3 protein-coding genes and 1 pseudogene are annotated in these 4,208 nt (G+C 66.4%); 1 reads left to right on the top strand and 3 read right to left on the bottom strand.

What is annotated here, in order from left to right:
* The first annotated feature begins 85 nt into the window (after positions 1 to 85).
* On the top strand, positions 86 to 1,519 hold the full coding sequence (gene cls / locus ACRDPN_RS12835; protein WP_431448560.1) for a cardiolipin synthase: 1,434 nt from the start codon (positions 86 to 88) through the stop codon (positions 1,517 to 1,519).
* Between the two features lie 3 nt (positions 1,520 to 1,522).
* Here cls and ACRDPN_RS12830 read toward each other — a convergent pair whose 3' ends face one another.
* From ACRDPN_RS12830 to ACRDPN_RS12820, 3 genes and pseudogenes are all read right to left on the bottom strand, one after another.
* Positions 1,523 to 2,011, bottom strand: coding sequence for an ion channel (locus ACRDPN_RS12830; RefSeq protein WP_431448557.1), 489 nt, complete (start codon positions 2,009 to 2,011; stop codon positions 1,523 to 1,525).
* Positions 2,008 to 3,054, bottom strand: coding sequence for an AI-2E family transporter (locus tag ACRDPN_RS12825; protein ID WP_431448554.1), 1,047 nt, complete (start codon positions 3,052 to 3,054; stop codon positions 2,008 to 2,010). Before ACRDPN_RS12825 ends, ACRDPN_RS12830 begins: the two co-directional genes overlap by 4 nt.
* Positions 3,051 to 4,208: pseudogene (locus ACRDPN_RS12820) on the bottom strand (nucleotide pyrophosphatase); the annotation flags it as partial. The gene ACRDPN_RS12825 and the pseudogene ACRDPN_RS12820, both read right to left, overlap by 4 nt.

The following is a 4,208-nucleotide window of genomic DNA, read 5'->3' as shown; positions in this document are numbered from 1 at the left end:
GCACTCGCCCTGGGCTGGCCACAGCGTCAGTCTTCACGCATGTTGGGTGAGGACGCGCGGCCGGGCGGGCACCAGACTTCCGAGCATGGCCACATGGATCGCCGTTTCCCTCTACCTGATCGACCTTGCGTTGAAGATCGTCGCGTTGGGTGTGGTGCCCAAGAACCGGCGACCGTCCAGCGGCATGGCCTGGCTGCTACTGATCCTGGTCCTGCCGCTCTTCGGGTGGGTGATCTTCCTCGTCCTGGGGCGAACCAAGCTCGGGCGCCGTCGCAACGAACAGCAGGCCGAGGTCAACGCGCGCGTGGCGGAGCGAACGGCGCACGTGCCCACGCTCGAGAGCGACTTCCCCGGACCGGCGTACGTACGTTCGGTGGCAACGCTGAGCCGCAACCTGGGCGCGCAGCCGGTGACGCCCGGCAACCGGGTCGACCTCTTCTCGGTCTATACCGAGTCCATCGCGGCGATGACCGCCGAGATCGACAAGGCCTCCACCTGGGTGCACGTCGAGTTCTACATCACCGCGTGGGACGACGTGACCGGCCCCTTCTACGAGGCGCTGGCGCGGGCCGTCGATCGCGGGGTGAAGGTCCGCCTGCTCTTCGACCACCTCGGATCCAAGGGCATCCCGGGGTACAAGGAGTTCACCGCCCGGCTGGACGCATCCGGCATCGAGTGGCACCCGATGCTGCCGATCGCACCGTTCAAGCGCCGGCCGGACCTGCGCAACCACCGCAAGATCCTGGTGATCGACGGGATGGTGGCGTTCGCCGGCTCGCAGAACCTGATCGAGCCCGGATACAACAAGCCCGCGAACCACAAGCTGGGCCGTGAGTGGAAGGAGTTGGTGGCCCGCGTCGAAGGACCGGCGGTCAGCGCTCTCAACCTGCTCTTCTGCACCGACTGGTACAGCGAGACGGAGGTCAAGCTGACCGACGAGCTCGGCACGGTACCGACCCCGGCCGGCGAGATCGAGGCGCAGGTGATCCCGAGCGGGCCCGGCTTCTCGACGGAGAACAACCTGCGCGTGTTCACGCTGTTGCTGTACTCGGCACAACGCCGGCTGTCGATCACCAGTCCCTACTTCGTGCCCGACGAGTCGCTGCTGTACGCCATCACCACGGCCGCACAACGAGGCGTCGAGGTCGAGCTGTTCGTGAGCGAGGCCGGAGACCAGTTCATGGTCTACCACGCCCAGTGCTCCTACTATCAAGCTCTGCTCGAGGCGGGGGTGCGCATCTATCTCTACCCGGGTCCTTTCGTGCTGCACTCGAAGCACTTCTCCATCGATGACGACGTCGCCGTGATCGGGTCCAGCAACATGGACATGCGGTCCTTCGCACTCAACTACGAGGTGTCGCTGATGCTGAGCGGAGACGAGATCGTCAGCCGTTTCCGCGAGGTCGAGGACGACTACCGTGCGCTGTCGCGCGAGCTCACCCTCGCTGAGTGGCGGCAGCGCCCTGCCCGCAAGCGCTACGTCGACAACGCCATGCGCTTGACCGCAGCCTTGCAGTAGCGGTCAGAGCGAGCTGTGCCCTCCGATCCTGCGCGCCCTGACCAGGGAGGCCACGACGACGAGATTGAAGACGATCAGACCAGCGACCAGCCCCCTGGCCAGCTGGCCCTCGGCGTGAATGTCGCCGTACCCGACTGTGGCCATCGTGCTCACCGTGAAGTACAGCGCGTCGGTTCTGGTGCTCAAGTTGGCGATCTGGTCTGGCTCGACCAGGTCAAGAAAGAAGAACGCGAAGGAGAACGACATCACCAGCATCACGAGCAGGATGCTCAGTGCCCGAGTGCTCCGGATCTCCTCGCCGTGGCGCAGATGGTCGAGCTCCTTGACCATCGTGTAGCCGAGCAGGCCGAGGCCAGCGGCGGTCAGGGCCAGACTCAACAACGCACCGGTAGTAGGCGAGTCGCCCCAGCCAACCGGGAAGGCGTAGTACGCAACCAGTAGTCCGACGCCGCTCCACACGGGGCGCCACCCGGATCCGAACATTGTGCTCATGAAGTCTGGACGACCGGTGCGTCTTCAGGCTTTCCGCTGATCAAGGGATCCAGCCAGCGTGCATCCGGATCTGCCTCGACGAGGATCGCCCTGAAGAACAGGCTCATCGGGACGGCCAGAATTGCGCCCAGGGGGCCGAGCACCCAGGTCCAGAAGACCAGTGACATGAACGTCAGCGTGGTGGAAAGACCGACCGCGCTGCCGACGTAGCGGGGCTGGATCACCGACTGGATCACGACGTTGACCAGCGAGTACAGGACGATCACGGCGAGCATCAGGCTGGGTCCACCCTCGAGCAGGCCGATCAGGGCCGGCGGGACGACACCGATGACAAAGCCGATGTTGGGGATGAAGTTCGTGACGAAGGCCAGAACCCCCCACACGAACGCTCCCGGTACTCCCAGCGCCGCCAGCAGGGCGGTGTCGATCACCGCGACGATCAGCCCGAAGACGGCCGAGACACCGAGGTACGTGCGGGTGCCGCCCGCGAACGAGCCCAGGGCGTCGACGAGGTTGCGGTGCTGTTCCCGGGCGCCTTCCGCCAAGCGCTGCACGTGCGCGGCGTCGAAGGCGAGGAACAGCAACAGCGTCACGAGGAATAACAGGTTGGACAGCACGGACAGGCTGCTGGACAGCACCGAGGTCGCGAAGTCGACGATCTTGCCGGGGTCGAACGCGTCGACCACCGCATCTGCCTGGGTAGCCCCCACGCCGAGGCCCGACAACCAGTCGCTGACGTCGGCGGCAAGATCCGTGCTCTCGGACGCGTACGACGGAATGAGGACGGCGAGACGGCCGATCGAGACCACCAACGCGAGGGTGAGGCCCACGATCAGGAGATAGGCGGCGATCAGCACCACGATGGAGGCGGCCCACACTGGAAGGCGGCGCTCGAGCATCAGCCGGAGCGGGTGGAAGACGATCGTCAGGGCAAGGGCCAGCATGAGAGGAGCCACGATGTGGCTGGCGGACTTCAACCCGGCCACGACGATCACGATGGCGGCGGCACTCACGAGCAGGGTGATGGTCCGGGACTTGTTCATGGCGTGCTCCTCGAAAGGGTCGTACGGTGGCCCAGCGACTCCAGAATGCCGATGAGATGTTGGTGCAGCGCCTCGCCGCCGACGATGGGTTCCGTCGGGGCCAGGAGGGAGGGGGGCGCCAAGACGAAGCCTCGGTCCTGCCAGCCACCCAGCCCTCCATGACAGCCCACCAGCGGTTCGAATGCTGCCACGTCGAGGGTGTCGGGGTCGACGGCACTGTTGACGTAGAGCTCGGGTGCCTGCGCCATCATGGTGGCCGAGAGGAGCATCTCCGGGGCATGGTCACCGAACTCCAGCAACGGGTCCACTCCCTCGACCACGCCGTTCGCCAAGTCGTGGCGGCCGGCGCGCCCGATGGCAACCGGACCCTCCGCCCCCAGGGCGGTGACGAAGCCGATGCCGGGATGTGCGGTCAAGCCCGGCACGAGTGCCGGCCAGCGGTCCTCGATCTCCTCGAGCGTCAATCGCTGAGGTCCGGGCACGTATACCAGTCCCAGGTTTCCGCTGCCGAGCACGATGAGCTCGACTCCCGGTCCGGACTCGTCCGGTTCGGTCACTTTGTTCACTCGGCGGGCCGCAGCCTGGGACACCCCCTGGGTTCCGCTACCTCCGGACAGGTCCTCCAACACGGAGTCGACGCGACCCCACCCTTCGACGCTGCTCTCGACCCCTGTCGTCTCCGATCGCGTCAAGGACTCGCAGAGCTCGCTCAGCTCGGTGCCGTACCGGGACGCGAAGGGCTCACCCTGCGACTGCCCGTGGTCGCTCAGAACCACGAAGCGGTAGCGGCGCGGCGCTCTCTGCGCCACCTTCTCCAACACCGCCAGAATCTGGTCCAGCCCGGTGAGCGCCGCCAGAGACTCCACCCGGGTGGCGCCGGCGTGGTGGGCGATCTCGTCGTAGTCGACGTAGTCGACGTAGATGCTTCGAGCCCCGCACATCATCTCCTCGCTCACCACCGCCGTGTTGAGGTCGCGCAGAAAGCCGTTGCTGAAGGCGCGGAGCCCGGCGAACGTCCAGGACCGGTGCACCCGGGGGTGTACGTCGAGCCGCCGCTGCCGCATCGCCTGGAACCGTTCGCGGACGATCTCGGCGATGGTCCGGGCGATGCTGCGGGCCAGCCCGTCCGGCCGGAGCAGGAACCGGGCCACCAC

The sequence above is a fragment of the Aeromicrobium sp. genome (genome assembly GCF_050700635.1).
Classification (GTDB): domain Bacteria; phylum Actinomycetota; class Actinomycetes; order Propionibacteriales; family Nocardioidaceae; genus Aeromicrobium.
The sequence above is the reverse complement of the archived record's forward strand: the minus strand, read 5'-3'. Positions and strand labels throughout refer to the sequence as shown.